Source organism: Comamonas sp. JUb58, from assembly GCF_004364775.1.
Lineage (GTDB): Bacteria > Pseudomonadota > Gammaproteobacteria > Burkholderiales > Burkholderiaceae_C > Comamonas.
In genome coordinates, this window is record NZ_SOAL01000009.1 from 11,749 (window position 1) to 28,935 (window position 17,187).

Below are 17,187 nucleotides of genomic sequence, written 5' to 3' on the forward strand. Positions count from 1 at the left end.
TCAGCCTTGCAGCTCGCCGCTTACCCCGGCGGGTTTTTTCATGCCCTGTCGATGGCCTCGTCGATATCGGCAGGTGGCTGGGTCTCCATGAACTCCTCGATATCGCAGCGCAGCTGCAGCTCGCGGGCCAGCAGCTTGTGCAGCTGGCGCGGGTCGATGGGCTTGTGCATCAAGGTGGCCCCCAGGCTGTTGGCCATCTGCAGCCGTTTGGGGGCCGTGTCGCCGGTCAGGATCACATAGTGGGGCAGCATCTGCTGCCAGGGCAGATGCTCGGCCGTGGCATCGCGCACGGCCCGCACCACCATGCTGCCGTCTTCGGTGGCCGACAGGCGCAGGTCGGTCAGCACCACATCAAAGGGCTTGCTGTTGCTCTCCTGCATATGGCCGATGAGGCGGCGCACCTGGTCCACCGTGGCAGCGCTCATCACCTGGCAGTGCCACTGCTCCAGCATGCTGGCCAGACCCACGCGCACCAGCGGCTCATCGTCCACCACCAGCACCTTGAGGCCATGCAGCGAGGAGTAGTCGCCGTCGTCCGGCTGCTCCCACAGCCCGGCGACCAGGCCATAGCCGCCGGCGGGCACGGCCTCGGCCATCAGGCTCACCCGGAACACGCTGCCGCGCCCCGGTACCGATGACAGCGCGACCTGCACATTCAAAATATCGGCCAGCTCGCGCACGATGGCCAGGCCCAGCCCCAGGCCCTTGCTGCCCATGTGGTGGTCCTCGCCCACCTGGCGGAACTTCTGGAAGATCAAATCGTGGTGTTCGTCATCGATGCCCACGCCGGTATCCCAGACCTCGATCACGCGCTGCATGCCGCGTTTGCGCACCCCCAGCAGCACACCGCCCTGGTCGGTATAGCGCAGCGCGTTGGACACCAGATTGCGCAGCAGCATGAACAGCAGCGACTGGTCGGTGTAGATCCAGTCCTCGCTGTCGCGCACGCGGAAGACCAGGTTCTTGGCATCGGCCTGCGGGCCGAACTCTTTCTCCAGCCGGCGCAGAAAGCCGGCAATGGCCACCGGCTGGAACTTGGGGTCCAGCACCCCGGCCTCGATGCGCGAATAGTCCATCAAGGTGTCGAGCATCTCGCGGCTGGCCGACAGCGCTGCGCGCGCATGCTCCAGCACCACCGCCTGCTGGCTGTTGAGGCCCGAGCCGCGCAAGGTCTCCAGAAACAGATTGAGCGCCTGCACCGGCTGGCGCAGGTCATGGCTGGCGCCGGCCAGAAAGCGGTTCTTGGCGCGTACCGCGTTCTGGGCTGAGCGGGTGTGGTCGTTCAGGTGCTGTTTGTAGGAGGCAATGGCGCGGCCCAGCTGGTCGATCTCGTCGCCCCATTGCTGGGGCACGGCATAGATGCCGCCAAACTCGTCATTGCTGACCTCGCGGCGCAAGGCCACCAGGCGGCGCGACACCGAGGCATGCATGTAGATGCCCGCCATCACCACGCAGAGGATCAGCACGGCCACCAGCCAGTTCAGGTTGCTCTGCTGCGCGGCCACGTCGCGCGACAGCTGCACGCTGCGCTCATTGAGCTGGCGCCGCAAATCGGCTGCAGCGCGGCTGGCCAGTAGGGACATGTCGGTGGCCAGCATCTGGTTCTCGGCCACCAGATGGAAGACGGCGCGGTCATCCAGGCCATGCTGGGCTGGCTGAAAAATCGCCTGGCTCAGCTGCTGCACATTGGCATTGAGCGCATTGCGCTTGGACTGCATCAGCGGGTCGATCGCGCCATCCAGCCGGGTCTGCGTCATCTCTCCGAGCAGCTTGTCGAGCCAGCCCATGCGGTCGGTCAGCTCCACCATGTTCAGGCGCCGCTCGCCCATGTCATTGGTGATGGCCACCAGGCGCGCATAGCTGCCGATCATCTCGCTTTGCTGCATCACCCGGGTGCTGGCGATGAGCTGCTCCATCTCCACGCTGGACAGCTGCTGCAAGGCCTGGTTGGTGCGGCGCAGGCCCTGCAAGGTCAAGGCAAACACCACCGCAATGCCCACGGCCAGAATCACCAGCATCAGCAGAATGCGCGAGGTCACCGACATCGGAAAGCTGCGCTTGTCCGGTGCGGCCTGCGCGGCAAGCGCTAGAGAGGGGAGCGGTCTGTCTGCCATGGTTCTCAGTTCTGCCAGCGCAGGTCTTCCAGCGCAAAGGTCGGGATGGGGCACTTGGACCACATGCCCACCAGGCCCTTGCGCATGAAGTTGCGCTCCGGCCGCACAACGATGAAGGCGTTGACCGCATCCTCGGCCAACTGCCTTTGCGCCTGGCCTAGCCACTCGTCCAGCTCCTGCGGCGATGCCGAGGCGCGTAGCTTTTCCCAGATCTTCTTGAACACGCGGTTGTTGTAGTTGAAGTAGTAGTCATCGCGCGCATAGATGCCGATGTCCATCGGCTCCACATGCATGATCAGGCTCAGGTCATAGTCCTTGCGCTTCATCACCTGGTCCAGCCAGGTGGGCCAGTCCATGCGGATGATCTCGACCTGCAGGCCAATGGCTTCCAGCTGCGCGGCCACGATCAGGCTGCCATAGCGCCCGTAATCGGTAGGCGGTACCGCCAGGCGCAGGCTGGTGCCCGGCGCCACCTGGGCCTGGGCCAGCAAGGCCTTGGCCTGTGCCAGGTCGTAGGGGTAGCGCGGCACCAGGTCGACATAGGCCGGGTGGTGCGGCGAGAAGTGGCTGCCAATGGGCAGCACCTCGATGGAGCCGCCATAGATGTCCTGGTAGCGGCTGCGGTCCAGCGCATGGTTGATGGCGCGCCGCACCCGGATGTCGTTCAAGGGCGCGCGGGCATTGTTCATCGCGATCAGCAGCTTGCCTTCGACACCGCGCTGGCCCATCACATAGTCGGTACGCGCCATGAAGGAGGCCGTCAGCCGCGTCACCGAGCTGAGCGCATCGATACGGCCTTCGGCCAGCATGTTCTCGGTCTCGGCCGCGCTGGACATGAAGAGGAAATCCGCCAGGCGGATGGCGGGCTTGCGGCTGTCCCACCACTGCTCATTGCGCACCAGGGTGATGGACTTGCCCTTGGTCCATTTCTCGACCTGGTAGGGGCCGGTGCCCACGGGCGTGCTGGCATTGTTGGCCGCGCTGTCGGGGTGCACCATCACCGCGCCGGGCATGGCCAGCGCATAGCTGAGCAGCGCATCAGGCTCGCTCAGGCGGATGCGCAAAAGGTACTCGTCCTTGGCCTCGACGGATTCAAGCTTGTCGAACCATTCCAGGTAGGCATTGGTGTTCTTCATCTGCAGCAGGCGCTGCAGGCTGAAGACGGCCGTCGCGGCATTGAAGGTCTTGCCATCGTGGTAGCGCACATTGCGGCGCAGCACCATATCGACCTGCTTGCCGTCCTGGCTCACCGTCCAGCTCTGCGCCAGGCGCGGCTTGATCTGGCCCTGCCCATCGATGATGGTCAGGCCCTCGAACACATTGGCATAGGTGATCTCGCTGGCCGTGGCGGCCGCGGTGCTGGTGATGTCGAACGAGGAGGGCTCCAGCGGTATACCGATGCGCAGGCGCTCCGACGCGGCCTTGGCGGGCGCAAGGCCTACCAGGCAGCAGAGCAGCAAAACAGCCAGCGCCCAGCGCATCCACTGGGGCTTGTCTTTGAGGCCTATGTCCATCATGGCTTCCTGGTTGTACACCTGCCTGGCATCGGGCCGGCAAGTGGCATGGCGCTGGCGCTTGGGCGGCGACAGCAGCAGCTTTATTTGATGGCCGTGGCGGGCAGGATTCCGTTGCGCTGTGCCACCAGCACCGCCTGGGTTCGGGTATCGGCGCCCAGGTGCTTGAGGATGGACGCCACCTGGTTGCGGATCGTATGTTCGCTCAGCCCGAAATGCTTGGCAATGGCCTTGTTGCTGAAGCCCTTGGCCAGCATCTTGAGCACCTCGTACTGGCGCAGCGGCAGCACCTCGGCATGGGGCTTGGCGTCTGGCGTCAGGCTGCGGCCGCTGGCCTTGTGGATGTTCTGTTCCATGCCCAGGCTGCGCAGCAGCCAGTGCTGCACCTGGGCGCAGATGGCCTCGGGCTCCAGCGCCTTGGAGATAAAGCCGGAGGCGCCCTGGCGCACGGCATCGCGCATCAGCTCGGGGTGGTCATGGCCGGAGAGCATCACCACATAGGCACCGGGCCAGCGCTTGCGGATCTGGCCGATGCCTTCGAGCCCGTCGCAGCCGGGCATGCTGATGTCCAGCATCACCAAGTTGACCCAGTGCTCCTGCGCCACCGCATCGGTGACGGAGCCGGCCTCGTGGATATCGGCCTGCAGCATGTTGCTGCTCATCAGCATCATGCGCAGGCCCTGGCGGAAGAGGGGATGGTCATCCACCAGCATGACCGATGGCAGTGGCAGTGTCATATCCGCAGGCTCCTTCTTGCGGCATGGTGGGCGCATGTCTTCATGGCCCGTACCTTACATCTATTTACTAAAGCAACCAATAGTCCATATGAACTAGTGCGCATTTCGGCGACATCGATAGATTCCTAGTATTCGCTGAAATAGAAAAAAGTCCAATGATTTTTATAGATTTATTGATGATGTATGCCTGCCTCTGGTGGAGGTTTTGCACCGCAAAGTGGCCTCTAAGCTAGTACATCTGGTCTATTTACAATTACTTACGGCCAGCCGACCATGCATCCCATGCGATGGCTGGCCGCCATGGGATGCCTGTCGTCGCTCCATCTGTTTTGCCCATGAACAGCACAACACCCAACTGTGAGGACGACATGAAACACAGCTCCCTCTACCTCGCCGCTGCCTTGCTGACGGCGGCCGCTTCCAGCCACGCACAAGGCTGGCTCGGCGAATCGGTGCCCTGGCAGTTCCAGACCAGCGCCGACCGGGCCAACCGGGCCCTCACCAACGACCTGATCGAGAAGAAAAAGGGCGGCTACTACGACGCCTTCAAGAGCACCTACATCACCAACATCGAGCGCCAGGTGAACTGCAACTTCCAGCCCACCGCCGCCGGTAACAGCAGCTCGGCCGACCAGGCCAACCAGGTCGCATCGCCACAGACCAATGCATCGGCCGGCAACAGCGCATCGAGCACCGGCAGCGCCAGCGAAAGCAGCGACAACCTGGGCCGTGGTGGCGTGGCCAACAACAACCAAAGCAACAGCGGCGCCATCAGCAGCGGCGTGCAGGGCAGCCCATCGAGCACCACGATGGCGCCCATCAACAGCGAAAACGCCCATGGCCAGCAGGACATGCAGGTCGCGCAAAACAACAGCGGCAACCAAAGCACCAACGTGAGCGGCAGTTCGGCCTGCCAGTTTGGCGCCAGCGGTGCCATCAACTAAAGCGCGGACGGAGGACACCATGCACGCTTTGAACCTTTCCCCCCTGTCCGCGCGCGGCCCGCTGCCCCGCCGCACGATGACCCTGTCAGCCCTGGCCGCCACCCTGCTGCTGAGCGGTTGCGCCCTGCCCACCTACCAGCAGGTGCGCATGGCCGATGACGAAGCGCCCGTGATGCAAGGCCCTGGCCCGCGCCACAACGGCACACCGCTGGACAACAGCTTTGCCTGCCTGTCGCACCGCATCGTCGAGCAAGGCAAGGGCCGGCCACCGCTGTCGATTGCCGTCGGCGATATCAAGGACTACACCGGCAAGTACTCGCAGGGCGATGGCAATGTCGTCACCCAAGGCGGGTCCTTGATGGTCTATTCGGCGCTGGGCAAGCTCGGCGGCGCCATCGATGTGCGCGAGCGCTTCGACACCCGCGTGGCCGAGCTGGAGCTGGCCTATACCGACCGGCGCCAGCTGGGCGATGGCAACCAGCACGCACTGGCCGATGAAAAGGGCCAGCGCGCCGTGCCTTGGCTGCCGTACTACGGCGGCTCCATCCTGCGCTCCGACTACTACATCATCGGTGGCCTCACCGAGGTGAACTACAACATCCAGTCGGGCGGCATCGAAGCCCAGGTCAACCAGATCGGCCCGCGTTACCGCGTCTTCACGATGAACGTGGGCGCCGACCTGCGTATCGTCGAGACCAAGACCTTGCGCGTGGTGCGTGCCGTCAGCCTGCAAAAGCAGATCGTGGGCCGCGAGATTGGTGCGGGTGTCTTCCGCTTCTTCGGCAGCAACCTGTTCGACATCAACGCCGGCAGCAAGGACCTGGAGCCTGTGCAACTGGGCGTGCGCACCACTCTGGAGCAGGGCGTGCTGGAGCTGATCAGCACCGTGACGCAAACCCCGGCAGGCCCTTGCATGGAAGGCGCCAAGACAGCGGCCGGCGAGCCCGCTGCACCAGCGGGCGAGGTACCAGTTACACCGGCCGTTGTGCCCGCGCCGGCACCTGCGCCAGCCGTTGCCCCGGTGGCTGCGGCCACCGAGCCAATGCCCGAGAAAACCAAGGCCGCGATGACCTCGCTGGACGTGGTTTTTGAAGAGAACAACACCCGCATTGCCCAGCAATCTGCGACCGCCGCAGAGACCGTGGCCACCCGCCTGCGTGCCGGCCAGGGCGTGCGCATGGCGCTGCTGGCGCGTGAGAACGAAAACGACCAGAACCCCGCCCGGCGCGATGCGCTGACCGAGGAGCGCCTGCAAGCGCTGCGCGCCGAGCTGGCCCAGCACGGCATTCCACCCAGCCAGGTGCAGGTGCAGTGGCGGCCGACGCCCGGCGACACCACCGTGCACCGCTACGGCGCCGGCTACCGCCTGCTGGCCCGCCTGCAGGTCAAGCCCTGAGCAGCATCGTTTTTGTAGCTACCAATTTCATAGCTTATAGCGCTTTATAGACGGGCACTAAGAGCATAAAACACCCAAATCACGTCTAGTTTTCCTCCCTGTACCACTAGGAGACAGTCATGTCCCACAAGCACCCAACCTTTCTTCGCCGGGCACGCCTGGCTCCACTGGCCGCTGCGGCCGCATTGATCGCTGCCACCTCGGGCGTGGCGCTGGCGCAGAGCAACCAAAGCGGCCCTGTCAGCGTGCTGCCATTGGAAAACCAGACCAGTACTGGCACGGTGAATGCATCGAACGCCAGCACCGTGCAGTACACCAACTTCCCCAGCAATGGCGCGGTGACCGGCAACGGCGTGGATGCGCTGGCCATTGGCAACCAGCACCGGCTTGCCACCGGTGCGACTGCCGCCCTGACCATCAACAACCAGCCGCTGACGCAGCCCACGGTGGATATTGCCCAGCAGGTCAGTGGCACCGTCAGCAGCACCACCACGGGCATGGTCGGCGTCAATGCCGCCAATGTGATCGGTAACCACGATGGTGATACCGCCAGCGTGAGCAACAACGAAGCCACCTCCACCGCGATCGGCAGCACGGCGGTCGGCACCATGCGGATCACCGGCACAGCGGTGGACATGAGCACCCCGGCGACGGCTGCGGTTAGCCAGACGGCAACGGGCGCGGTGTTTGGCACCACCTCCCTGACCCAAGTGGGTATTCGCCTGAACCAGACCGGCGGTGCCAACCCCGCCAATGCCATGGACAACCTGGGGCTGAGTGTCTCGGGCAACCAGGTCGATGCCAGCGCCCAGGCCAACACCACCCAGGCGGGTATCCAGGTGCAGGGCAGCAGCGTCAATGTGGGAGCCGATGCCAGCAGTACCGTTGACCAAGTGGCCACGGGCCCTGTTTTTGGCATCAGCTCGGTCGGTGGTTTGCTGGGTATCCGGGTTCAGGGTACCCCCAACCAGCCCATGACGGATAGCACCCTGAGCGTGAGCGGCAACCAGGTGCAAGCCTCCGCTGGCGGCAACCAGCAGACGAGCGCGCTGCAGATCACGGCATCGGGTGATGTGGTGCAGGCGCCCGGTACGGTTTTGGCCACCACGGCGACCCAGGGCAATGGCGGTCTTGTCCTCGCCTCAGGCTCGGCCACCACCCTGGGCATCGACAACCAAAAGCCTGGCTCGGCCAACAACAGCTACAGCGTCGCCGGCAACAGCGTCACTGCCCAAGCCGATGGCAACAGCGGCAGCAACCGCACGGCCGTGACTGCTGCAGGCAGCATCGACGGTGCCGTGTTGGAGACCACGAATTCCCAGACCCTGGTCTCGCCCGTCGTCACTGCGGGTGCAAATGTGTTGTCGCTGGGCGTGCAGACCCTGGACAGCAGCAATGACACCATGAGCGTCAGCGGCAACCTGGTACAAGCCCAGGCCCAGGGCTCCAGCGCCAGCAACCAGACCCGTGCAGGCGCCAGCAACATTGCGGGCAGCCTGGCCACCACGGCCAATACCCAGGTGAATGCTGGCGGTGCCGTTTCGGCCGGTGCTGGCGCAACGCGCATCGGCAGCAGCTCGACCAGCCTGTCTGGCAGCAGCCTGACGGTGAGCGGCAACCAGGTCAGCGCTGACGCTACGGCCGCCTCCGCCACCAACGATGCCCAACTGGGTGCCGACAATACGGTGACGCAATCGGCCGCCGTGGTGATGAACACGCAGGGCCATGCCTTCGGCGAAGTGGAAGCCAGCGCCAGCTCCAACCTGGTGGGCGTAGCGACTACCAGCGCCACCAATTCCACCCTGGTGGTCAGTGGCAACCAGTTCAGCGCCAGCGCTGCCAGCCAGAAGGCCGACAACCTGGCCCGCATCAATGCGACCAATGGTGTGGTTGATTCTGGCGCCATCGTGGTCAATGTGCAGGACCACCAGGCCGGCAATGTCGGTGCCACGGTCGCAGACTTCATCAACGTCAGCCCTGCGCCCCAGCCAGCCCCGATGCTGATCGGACTGCGTGCCGACACGGCCTCGGGCGGCAGCCTCACTGTCACCGGCAACCAGGGCGCTTCGGATGCCATCGTCAACCAGGCGAACAACCAGGTCTCGATGGCCGGCAGCCGCATCGATGGCAGCTCCGGGGCCGTTCTCTACAACGCACAAAACGTGTCGTCGGGCAATGCGCAATCGCTCACCTGGGTCAACCTGGGGGCAGATGGCAATACCGTGGCAGACACCACGCGTGCCGGTGGCCATGAGCTGGTGGTGAGCAACAACCAGTTCAGCGCCAATGCCAGCCAGAACCAGGCCGTCAACAGCCTGGAGATGAACGCCGTCAGCACCCTGGGAACGGGCGGCCTGCAGCCGGCACTGCTGGGCAGCGTGCAGACCTCGGCAGGCGAGACCTCGGCAACCACGCAGATGGACATCCTCAGTGGCAACAGTGTGGCTACCGATGCCAGCGGCAATACCACCATCACCGGCAACCAGGCCAGCAGCATGGCGCGTGCCAACGTCGCCAACAACCAGCTGACCCTGGCTGCCGGCACGCAGGCCAGCGACCAGTTGGCCGTTCTGGCCAATACCCAGGGCAACACCGGTGCAGTGAGCGCGACCACCCGCCTGCAGGCAGGCGGCACTGCTGCCAACCGTCTTGACGGCAACATCACCACCACCGGCAACCAGGCCTCGGCCGTAGCGGCAGGCAATACCTCGCTCAACAACGTGCAAGTGGGTGTGGGCACAGCGCTCAACAGCGGCTCGGGTGTGGGCTTGCTCAACTCGCAGTCCAATAGCGGCACTGTGGTGGCCACCGCAAGCCTGAACGCTGATGGCTTCACCCGTGGCAGCTCGCTCAACTTGAGCGGCAACATTGCCAGCGCCACGGCCGTGGGCAACAACGCGGAGAACGTGGTGAACGTGTCTGCGCTGCCGGGCCAGCAAATGGCCAGTGCGGCACTCACCTCCAACCAGGTCAACAGCGGCAACGTGTCGGCCGTGGTCAATGGCAGCTACAGCGCCTCCGGTGTACCGGGCACCAGCGGCATCAATGTGTCGGGTAACCGCTCGTCTGCAGTGGCAATTGGCAACCGCTCTACCTCATCGATGACATTGGGTGTGCAATAAGCCGCAAGGCCTTGCACTTTGACAGCCCGCCTGGGTAACCAGGCGGGCTTTTTTGCGGGCCTGTGAGGCGGTCGCATATCGCACCCTTTGCGTGCGAAATGGTGCCGGGGCTAACCTGCCGGGTTTTCAACTGCAGGAGTTTTGGCATGAACCTCGCGATACCGCCCTTCTGGGCATCCTGGCTGTACCGACCGGTGGAGTTGCGCATCGATGTGAGCCCGATTCCACCCCATCAACTCGAAGGCGAATGCGCCTCCATCCACGATCGCATCCACACCCCCGGCGACAGGCTCCATGGCCTGCCCGAGATCCCTTTGTCCGACCCCCGTTTTGCCATCCGCTACCGCAGCGCCGATGGCGAGTTCTATGTCTATGTCGAAGACCAGCTGGAGCACCGCATTGCCGGCTTCACCGTCTTCAACCGCCTGATCGAGCTGGACAAGCGCGCCGACCGCTACATACGCGGCCCGCACAGCCGCTATGACCCCGCCTACCAGCGCAGGGGCCTGGCCTCTTGCATCTACCGCTGGGCGCTCGATGCAGGCCTGTGCCTGGTCACAGGCGCGCGCCAGTCACCCGGCGCGCATGCGCTCTGGCACAAACTCGCTGCCAGCCACCGGCTGGGCTATGTCGATATCAACAACAAGAAAATGCACTACCTGGGCGACCGCGTGGCGCCCGAGCGGCTCGATCCGCTAAGCACCCGCATGTTTCTGCTCGGCCAGGGCTGGTCGCTGGGCAGCTTTGCGGCTGCTACCGGCATGCGCTGCGACTGAGGCCTGCCTGCCGCATCACTTGGGCCGGTGCATCACGAACTTGCCCGCCTCGCTGATGGTGAAATAGTCGCCCGGCCCACCGCCGCGCAGCAGCGGTTGGCCCGCTGCCGTCTGGTAGATGCCGTCCTGCAGCAGCTGCTCGTCGATATGCACCATCACCACCTCGCCCAGCACCAGCCAGGTGGGCACCTGCGTGCCTTGCGCGGTCTGCAGCTGGACGATCTGGGTGCAGCGGCATTCCATGGTCACCAGGCTGGCCTGCACGCGGGGTGGGCGCACCAAGTGCGATGGCTCGGTGGCCAGGCCTGCCAGTGCAAATTCATCGACCTCGGGGCCGACGGCTGCACAGCTCTGGTTCATGGCCTCGGCCAGCGATTCGCTCGCCAGGTTCCACACAAACTCGCCCGTGGCCTCGATGTTGTTCAGGCTGTCTTTGCGCCCGACGCTGGCAAAGCCGACGATGGGCGGCACATAGTTGAAGGCGTTGAAGAAGCTGTAGGGCGCCAGGTTCCGCACACCGCTGCTGCTGATGCTGGAGATCCAGCCGATCGGGCGCGGTCCGACGATGGCGTTGAAGGGGTCATGGGGCAGGCGATGGCCTTGGCCGGGTTCGTAGCTGTGCAGGGGCATGGTGGGGGAATGACAGTGTGGGAAAGCGATAAACGGCTGCAGATGGCACAGATGCCTAGCGGGTCTGCATGCCCAGAAAACGCACCGGGGAGAGCCCGCAGGCACGCTGCACCATGGCACTGAAGGCGCTGGGCGTATAGCCCAGCTCGGCGGCGATCTGGCCAATGGCCAGGCCGCTGGCACCCAGCTCCACCGCCTTGGCCAGAATGACCTGCTGGCGCCACTGCAGGTAGGTGCAGCCCAGCTCCTGGCGGAACAGGCGCGCAATGGTGCGTGGGCTGGCGCCGCTGTTGTGCGCAAAGGCCTGCAGGCTGTCATGCGCCAGCGGGTCGTCCATGACGGCCTGGCAGAGGCTGTGCAGGCGCTTGTCGCGCGGCATGTCCACCCGCAGATCGAGCTGGGTCGCCTGGCGCAGCTCATCGAGCAGCAGCGCGCTGACATGGCGCTCGCGCGCCAGCTGCTCGGCGCTGGGTGCCGGCCCATCATCGGGCTCGGTGGACAGGTCGCAGACCAGGGCGCGCATCAGCTCGGAGACCTCCAGCACACGGCAGCGGCGCCAGAGGTTGGGGGCGCTGTCGCCCGGGCCGGGGCCGCACTGGCCTTCGGCCTGGTAGATGTAGAGGGTGCGCAGCTCGGCCGTCTCCACCAGGGTCACCGCATGCTCGACGCCAGGCGGAATCCAGAGCGCGCGCCGGGGCGGCACCACAAAGGTGGCCGAGGGCACGCGCAGGTGCACCGTGCCGGTGACCGAGATGGCCAGCTGCGCCCAGGCATGCTGGTGGGGCAGCACCTGGGTGTCGCCGCTGAGCTCGCGCAGCTTGGCGCGCACGGGGCGATCGGCGGTGGGCACAAACAGATGCGGTGTGAGCGAATCCACATACAGCCAGGCACGGCGGGCACTGGCAGCGTCGCCACCGGCGGCAGCGCGTGCCGGTGGGGGCAAGGGGGAAGTCACGGCAGAAGTCATGGCGGCAGCGCGCAAGGCGGTTGACGGTGGTGATGGTGGCGCAAGAAGGGGCCAGGCATTGCAGCTTGGCACATTGGCGATAGTAATCGTCCCTCTGTCGCATACATGCCGACAGGGCTTTGGATAACATCGCTGCCATGACAACAAACACAACAACATCGAACGCCGCACCGGACCCCAGCGCACTGGGTAGCCTGCGGCAGGATTCGCGCACCATCGGCCTGGTGGGCCTGGCCCATGGCTCCTCGCATTTCTTCCATCTGCTGCTGCCGCCGCTGTTTCCCTGGCTGATTGCGGACTTCGGCTTCAGCTACTCCGAGCTCAGCGTGCTGGTGTCGGCCTTCTTCATCGTCTCGGGCGTAGGCCAGGCGCTGGCCGGCTTTGTGGTGGACCGCTTTGGCGCCCGCCCCATCATGTTTGCCGCGCTCAGCAGCTTTGCCGTGGCCGGTGTCATTGCTGGCACCGCCAACAGCTATGCGCAGCTGATGCTGGCCGCCATCTTTGCCGGCCTGGGCAATGCGCCCTTCCACCCGGTGGATTTCACCATCCTCAACAAGCGCCTCTCGCCCCAGCGCCTGGGCCATGGCTTCTCGGTGCATGGGCTCTCGGGCAACCTGGGCTGGGCCGCAGCGCCGGTGTTCATGGCCGGCATCACCTCGGCCACCGGCTCCTGGCGCATGGCCTGCCTCTGCGGTGCAGCGCTGGCGGCCATCATCCTGACCATCATGGTCATCAATCGCGATGCGCTCGATGACCGCGTCAGCCTGGCCAGCGCCGCGCCCAAGGCCGCCGGTGCTGCCGCTGGCCCGCAGGAGCACCCGATGGCCTTCCTGAAGCTGCCATCGGTCTGGCTGTGCTTCTCCTTCTTTTTCTGGACCACCTGCGCGATGAGCGCCATCCAGTCCTTCTCCAGCCCCGCGCTGCAGCAGCTCTATGGGCTGCCCGCCAGCATCACCGCCTATGTGGTGACGGGCTACATGCTGTTTGGCGCTGCCGGCATGGTGCTGGGCGGTTTTCTGGTGGGCCGGGTGGAGCGGCTGGAGAAAGTCATCTCCGCCTGCCTGCTGTTCTCCGGCATCTTGCTGGCGCTTGTCGGCACCGGCTGGCTGCCCGGCTATGTGGCGCTGGGCGTGGCGGCGCTGGCCGGTATCGGCACCGGCCTGGCCGGCCCTTCGCGGGACATGCTGGTCAAGCGCGCTGCGCCGCCGGGCGCCACCGGCCGGGTCTATGGCACCGTGTACTCGGGCCTGGATCTGGGCTTTTGCCTGGCCGCCCCGGTGTTTGGCTACATGCTGGACCACCACATGAACGCCGGCGTGTTCTTTGGCGCAGCCGTGGGCATGGTGCTGAGCGTGGTCTCCGCCGGCTTTGTCGGCGCAGGAGTCGCCGCACGCAAGCAGAAGGCGGCTGTGGTGCCTGCATAAGGACGACGCTCCCACCCCTGGGTAGCAGCAAAAAAACCGCCAGAAGGCGTTAAAAGGCCCGCGCAACCGCTTGGTTGCGCGGGCCTTTGGCTTCGTGGAGGGTGACGATCAGCCCAGCTGGAAGATCTTGCCCGGGTTGAGGATGTTCTTCGGGTCCAGCGCCTGCTTGATGGCGCGCATCATCGCCACGGCGCCTTCGCCGGCCTCTTCCAGCAAAAAGCCCTGCTTGTGCACGCCAATGCCGTGCTCGCCGGTGCAGGTGCCGCCCAGCGCAATGGCGCGCTGCACCAGCTGGTGGTTGAGCTGCTCGGCCTGTGCGCGCTGGCTGTCGTTGTCCGGGTCGATGAGGTAGCCGAAGTGGAAGTTTCCGTCACCCACGTGGCCCACGAGGAAGTAGGGGATGCCGCTGGCATCGGCCTCGGTCACGCACTGCAGCAGTGCATCGGCCAGGCGGCTGATGGGCACACAGGTATCGGTGGTGATGCAGCGGCAGCCCGGCACGCTGGAGACGGCCGCAAAGTAGGCATTGTGGCGGGCGGTGAAGAGGCGCGTGCGGTCTTCTGGGCGCTCGGCCCACTCAAAGGCATTGCCGCCATGTTCGCTGGCCAGGTCCTGCACCATCTCGGCCTGCTCCTTGACGCCGGTGGGCGAGCCATGGAACTCCATCAGCAGCATCGGTTCCTCGCGCAGATCGAGCTTGCTGTAGGCATTGACCATGCGCACCGCATTCACATCGATCAGCTCCACACGCGCAATCGGGATGCCCATCTGGATGGTCTCGATCACAGTGCGCACGGCCGCTTCAATGGTCGGGAACGAGCAGATGGCGGCGCTCACCGCCTCGGGCAGTGGGTAGATGCGCAGGCTGATCTCGGTAAAGATGCCCAGGGTGCCTTCGCTACCCACCATCAGGCGCGTCAGGTCGTAGCCGGCCGCACTTTTCTTGGCGCGGTTGCCGGTGCGGATCAGCTGGCCGCTGGCGGTCACCACCTCCAGCGCCAGCACGTTCTCGCGCATGGTGCCGTAGCGCACGGCATTGGTGCCGCTGGCGCGGGTCGATGCCATGCCGCCGATGGAGGCGTCAGCGCCCGGGTCGATCGGGAAGAAAAAGCCCGTGTCCTTGATCGCCTCGTTGAGCTGCTTGCGGGTGATGCCCGGCTGCACGGTGATGGTCAGGTCCTCGGTGTCGATGGACAGCACTTGGTTCATGCGGTTCACATCGATGCTGATGCCGCCTTGCACGGCCAGCAGATGGCCTTCCAGCGAGGAGCCGGCGCCGTAGGCAATGACGGGCACTTCGTACTGGTGGCACAGGGCCACGGCATCTTGCACATCCTGGCTGGATTCGGCATAGACCACGGCGGCCGGTGGCGGTGCGGTGATCGAGCCTTCGTCGCGGCCATGCTGCTCGCGCACGGCCTGCGAGGTCACGCACTGGCTGCCAAAACGGGCACTCAGCGCGGCCATGAAGGCATCGGGAATGGGGCGCTGCGCAGCAGCCAGGATGTGGGGGGAGGTGGGCGCGTTCATCAGGTTCTCCAGGGCGGGAGCCAAGAATAGCACCGCCCGCTTTTCAGCGCTGTCCGCTGCGCTGCAGCCGGGCATGAAAAAACCCCGCCGTAGCGGGGAGAGGGAGAGTTCGGGAGAACCGGCGAGGGCGCCGGTCAGAGAGACTTTTTGACCGGCTGGCGCGCCTGGTGGCGGCGCGGGTCATTGGGGCCCAGTTGGCGGTCCACCTGGATAATGCGGCTACCGCTGGCGGCCTGTCCGATGCGCTGCTGGCTGCTGCTCAGCGGCTGGGCACTGGCCATTGCCGATGTGACCGCAATCGATGCAAACAGCATCACGCTGCGGGCGTCAAAGGAATGGGCGAAAAACTTGCCAGACATCTGTAGATCCTTTCGTCATTCAGACATGGCTCTATTGAACCCGGAATCGGCGCTGTTTGCTATCATTTTTGCTTAGTGTTGCCTCGGCTACATATTTACCGCGCCGGTAACAGAAAATAGGCGGAGATTCACAGCCGCTTTACAAGGATTACCCATGGGCAACCGTCTCTCCCAAATTGCGACCAGAACCGGTGACGATGGCAGCACCGGCCTGGGCGACAACAGCCGCGTCTCCAAGGCCAGCGGCCGCCCCCAGGCGATGGGCGATGTCGATGAGCTCAACTCCCATATCGGCCTGCTGCTGTGCGAGCCGCTGCCCGCCGATGTGCGCGAGCTGCTGATCGACATCCAGCACCAGCTCTTCAACCTGGGCGGTGAGCTGTCCATGCCGGGCTACGAGCTGCTCAAGGACGATGCGCTGCTGCAGCTCGATACCGCGCTGGCGCACTACAACGCACAGCTGCCGCGCCTGGCCGAATTCATCCTGCCCGCAGGCACGCGCGCTGCGGCGCAATCCCATGTCTGCCGCACCGTGGCGCGCCGTGCCGAGCGCATGGTGGTGGCGCTGGAGCAGGACGAGGCCATGCGCCCCGCGCCGCGCCAGTACCTCAACCGCCTGTCCGATCTGCTGTTTGTGCTGGCCCGGGTGCTCAACCGCGTCGATGGCGGTGACGACGTGTACTGGAAGAGCGCGCGGCTGGCGCGCATGCAGGCCGAGGATGGGCCTGGCGGCAGCAACATCGGCGCTGGCCGCTGACCCGCGAGGCACCGCCCATGCGCCTGCGCCATATCGAAGTCTTCAACGCGGTGATGCACACCGGCAGCGTCAGCGCTGCGGCGCGCCTCATCAATATCTCGCAGCCAGCCGTCAGCCGCACCTTGCAGCATGCCGAGCTGCAGCTGGGCTTTGCGCTGTTCCAGCGCAGCAAGGGCCGGCTGGCGCCGACCAGCGAGGCGCTGGCCTTGCTGCCGCACATGGAAAAGCTGTTTGCCCAGCTCGAAGAGGTACAGCGCCTGGCCGACAGCCTGCGCAAGGGCCGCGACGGCGATGAGCTGCGCATTGCCAGCGTGCTGGCGCTGAGCCATGAGGTGCTGCCCCGGGCGCTGGCGCAGTTCAAGCAAAAACACCCCAATGTCCGGGTCAGCCTGCAGTCGCTGCACTCGCCGCAGATCGTCTCGGCGCTGATGATGCAGGAGGCCGATGTCGGCTTTGTGCTGAGCAATGTGCAGCAGGCCAGCCTGCAGCAGGAGAGCCTGGCGCGCGTGCCCATGGTCTGCGTGGTGCCCAAGGGCATGCTGCCGCCCTTCAAGCTGCGCGCGGGCAGCCTCTCGCTCGATGACCTGACCGGCGTGCCCACCATCAGCCTGGATGCGCAGGACCCCGTCGGCATGCTGCTGAGTCAGCTGACCCGCGAATCCAATGCCGGGCTGGACCACTTTGTCACCGTGCAGACCTACCACACGGCCTTGGCGATGGCCCACCACGGCTTGGGCGTGGCCATGGTCGATGGCTGCACCGCCTTGTCGGCCGATACGAGCAAGGTCGATGTGCTGCCCTTGGCGCCCGGTCTGCAGGTGCCGGTCAATGCGATCCGCGCGGTTTCGCAGCCGCAGTCCTTGCTGGTCAAGGCGATCACGCGCGAGATGCAGAAGGTGCTGGCAGCGCAGCTTTGA

Annotated in this window: 14 protein-coding genes; 7 read left to right on the forward strand and 7 right to left on the reverse strand. The window is 65.2% G+C overall.

Annotated features, from left to right (window positions below; genetic code table 11):
- Positions 1-38: 38 nt before the first annotated feature.
- From EDF71_RS11105 to EDF71_RS11115, 3 genes are all read right to left on the reverse strand, one after another.
- Complete coding sequence (locus EDF71_RS11105) at positions 39-2,114, reverse strand: hybrid sensor histidine kinase/response regulator (protein ID WP_133856658.1); 2,076 nt, start codon at positions 2,112-2,114, stop codon at positions 39-41.
- Positions 2,115-2,119: 5 nt separating this feature from the next.
- Positions 2,120-3,628 (reverse strand): ABC transporter substrate-binding protein, encoded by a 1,509-nt coding sequence (locus EDF71_RS11110; protein ID WP_166656516.1) that lies wholly within the window; start codon positions 3,626-3,628, stop codon positions 2,120-2,122.
- An 83-nt stretch (positions 3,629-3,711) separates the two neighbouring features.
- Complete coding sequence (locus tag EDF71_RS11115; RefSeq protein WP_166656517.1) at positions 3,712-4,365, reverse strand: response regulator transcription factor; 654 nt, start codon at positions 4,363-4,365, stop codon at positions 3,712-3,714.
- Positions 4,366-4,733: 368 nt separating this feature from the next.
- On the opposite strand from EDF71_RS11115, the gene EDF71_RS11120 reads away from it, so the two are divergent.
- The 4 genes from EDF71_RS11120 (at position 4,734) to EDF71_RS11135 (ending at position 10,603) form a co-directional block, all read left to right on the forward strand.
- The gene (locus EDF71_RS11120; protein ID WP_133856661.1) at positions 4,734-5,309 is read left to right on the forward strand and encodes a hypothetical protein; all 576 of its coding nucleotides are present in this window, start codon (positions 4,734-4,736) and stop codon (positions 5,307-5,309) included.
- A 19-nt stretch (positions 5,310-5,328) separates the two neighbouring features.
- Positions 5,329-6,705 carry a CsgG/HfaB family protein gene (locus EDF71_RS11125; protein ID WP_133856662.1) on the forward strand — a complete coding sequence of 459 codons (1,377 nt, stop codon included), beginning with the start codon at positions 5,329-5,331 and terminating at the stop codon, positions 6,703-6,705.
- A gap of 119 nt (positions 6,706-6,824) precedes the next feature.
- Positions 6,825-9,827, forward strand: coding sequence for an S-layer family protein (locus EDF71_RS11130; RefSeq protein ID WP_133856663.1), 3,003 nt, complete (start codon positions 6,825-6,827; stop codon positions 9,825-9,827).
- 146 nt (positions 9,828-9,973) lie between these two features.
- Positions 9,974-10,603, forward strand: coding sequence for an N-acetyltransferase (locus EDF71_RS11135; protein ID WP_133856664.1), 630 nt, complete (start codon positions 9,974-9,976; stop codon positions 10,601-10,603).
- 15 nt (positions 10,604-10,618) lie between these two features.
- Here EDF71_RS11135 and EDF71_RS11140 read toward each other — a convergent pair whose 3' ends face one another.
- Positions 10,619-11,233, reverse strand: a complete 615-nt coding sequence (locus EDF71_RS11140) for a flavin reductase family protein (protein ID WP_133856665.1) — start codon at positions 11,231-11,233, stop codon at positions 10,619-10,621.
- Positions 11,234-11,288: 55 nt separating this feature from the next.
- On the reverse strand, positions 11,289-12,188 hold the full coding sequence (locus EDF71_RS11145; protein WP_243854264.1) for a helix-turn-helix transcriptional regulator: 900 nt from the start codon (positions 12,186-12,188) through the stop codon (positions 11,289-11,291).
- Positions 12,189-12,337: 149 nt separating this feature from the next.
- Here EDF71_RS11145 and EDF71_RS11150 point away from each other — a divergent pair, with 149 nt between their 5' ends.
- Positions 12,338-13,624, forward strand: a complete 1,287-nt coding sequence (locus tag EDF71_RS11150; protein WP_133856667.1) for an MFS transporter — start codon at positions 12,338-12,340, stop codon at positions 13,622-13,624.
- A 108-nt stretch (positions 13,625-13,732) separates the two neighbouring features.
- On the opposite strand, the gene EDF71_RS11155 is transcribed toward EDF71_RS11150, so the two are convergent.
- Both EDF71_RS11155 and EDF71_RS11160 read right to left on the reverse strand, forming a co-directional pair.
- Positions 13,733-15,154, reverse strand: a complete 1,422-nt coding sequence (locus EDF71_RS11155) for an FAD-linked oxidase C-terminal domain-containing protein (RefSeq protein ID WP_133856668.1) — start codon at positions 15,152-15,154, stop codon at positions 13,733-13,735.
- Positions 15,155-15,288: 134 nt separating this feature from the next.
- Positions 15,289-15,513, reverse strand: a complete 225-nt coding sequence (locus EDF71_RS11160; RefSeq protein WP_133856669.1) for a hypothetical protein — start codon at positions 15,511-15,513, stop codon at positions 15,289-15,291.
- Between the two features lie 154 nt (positions 15,514-15,667).
- On the opposite strand from EDF71_RS11160, the gene EDF71_RS11165 reads away from it, so the two are divergent.
- Both EDF71_RS11165 and EDF71_RS11170 read left to right on the forward strand, forming a co-directional pair.
- Positions 15,668-16,270, forward strand: coding sequence for a cob(I)yrinic acid a,c-diamide adenosyltransferase (locus EDF71_RS11165; protein ID WP_133856670.1), 603 nt, complete (start codon positions 15,668-15,670; stop codon positions 16,268-16,270).
- A 17-nt stretch (positions 16,271-16,287) separates the two neighbouring features.
- Entirely contained in the window at positions 16,288-17,187 is a 900-nt protein-coding gene (locus tag EDF71_RS11170) for a LysR substrate-binding domain-containing protein (protein WP_133856671.1), read from the forward strand.